Genomic DNA, 1,686 nt, shown 5'->3' with positions numbered 1-1,686 from the left:
TGATCACCGCGAGCACGAACAGCCGCAGCAGCGAGCCGGCGCCGCCGCCGTAGGCGGTCAACCTCCGCATCCCCATCAGCTCGTCCACCACGTGCGCGATCAACCCGGCCAGCAACGACGCGGTGATCGTGACCAGAATGGTGCGCACCTCCGCGACGCCAAGCAGGTGGCCGCCGGGCGGCCGCAAGGCGTGTCGCAGTAGGTAGTAGCCGACGATTGCGCCCGCCAAAAATCCCAAACCGTTGGCGAATCCGAGGTAACCGGCGACCAGGTCGGGATTGTCGGTGACGTGGGGCGCCAATAGCGAAGCGGCGATCTTGACGGTCGTGATGATGATGATGATCACGATCGGTATCCACGGCTGCTCGCGGGCGTAGAACACCCGCAGCTCCAGCAGCACGATGGCATAGGGGATCAACGTGAACGCCGACAACGCGATCGCCATGCCCAGGTAGCCCGCGTCGACGTCACCGAAATGGCCGTAGGCGAACAACGCACTGCCGATCGCCGGCCCGCCGACCGTCATGAACGCCACCGTTGGAATCAGCGTGATCATCGTCAGGCGGCTGGCCAGCGAAAGGTCGGCCAGCACCGCCGGGGTGTCGTCCGCGGCGGCATTGCGGCTCAGCCGCGGCATCACCACCGTCAGCACGGTCACCCCGATCATGCCGAACGGCAGCATCAGCACCAGCCAGGTGTAGTTGTAGATGGCCGGCCCGGAAGCGGCTGCGGTGCTGGCGATCTGGTTGGTGACGATCAGACCGATCTGGCTGATCAGCACGTAGAACACCATCGCGGCGGCCATCGTGCCGAAGCGTTTGAGCCGCTCGTCGATTCCCCACAGCGGGCGAAGGCTGATGTGCTGACGCCGGATCGCAGCCAGCAGCACCACCGTCTGCGCGACCACCCCCAATGTGGTTCCGACGCCCAGCACCAGCAGCTTGGCGTTGCCCATCTGCACCGGGTCCACCGATAACTGGCCCGGCGTGGCCAGGTAGGCGCCGAGAGTGGCGATTGCGACGACGTTGTTGATGACCGGCGCCCAGGCCGGCGGCCCGAATACGTTGCGGGTGTTCAGGATCGCCATGAACACCGATGACAGGCCGTAGAAGATCACCTGTGGCAGCAGCAGGTAGGCGAATGCCGCGGTGAGCGGCTCGTTGACCTGAGGGCTGCGGCCCAGCATCAACTGGACCAGCAGGGGGGCGGCGGCCACCGACAACAGCGTGGTCACCAACAGCAACGTGGTGGCCAGCGTGACCAAGCGCCGCACGAACGCCGCACCGCCGTCGGCGTCGTCCTGCTCGGCGCGCGCGAGCACCGGCACGAAGATCGCGGTGAATGTCGCCTCCAGCACCAGCGCCGCCACCAGGTTCGGCAGCTGGTTGGCCACCGAGAACGCGCTGGACAGCGCCGCACCCAGGATCGCGGCCAGAATGACGATCCTGGCAAACCCGGTGAGGCGGCTGATCAGGGTTGCGAACGCCATTCCCCACGAGCGCGACACCAGTGCGGCGTCGGAGAGCTCAGGACGGTTCTGTGCCGGTGTGCTCTGCGACGACACCAGCCCAGTCGGTGGCAGTGGCCCGGTCGGCGGCCCCGGCCGGTGTGGTCGGCGCTGGCGTGCAACTGGCGGCCGCGCCGGTGGCGGCGACGAACGACGGGCGGAGCTCATCTGCTGTGCTC

Annotated in this window: 1 protein-coding gene; it reads right to left on the bottom strand. The window is 67.3% G+C overall.

The window, feature by feature from the left end:
* Positions 1–1,675 (bottom strand): murein biosynthesis integral membrane protein MurJ (gene murJ / locus WB785_RS23650; protein ID WP_424082352.1); only part of this gene is annotated, 1,675 nt, incomplete at its 3' end.
* Positions 1,676–1,686: the final 11 nt, after the last annotated feature.

This window comes from Mycobacterium sp. (genome assembly GCF_049585075.1).
GTDB lineage: Bacteria > Actinomycetota > Actinomycetes > Mycobacteriales > Mycobacteriaceae > Mycobacterium.
Note: the sequence above shows the minus strand (reverse complement) of the source record. Positions and strands in the feature narration are given on the sequence as shown.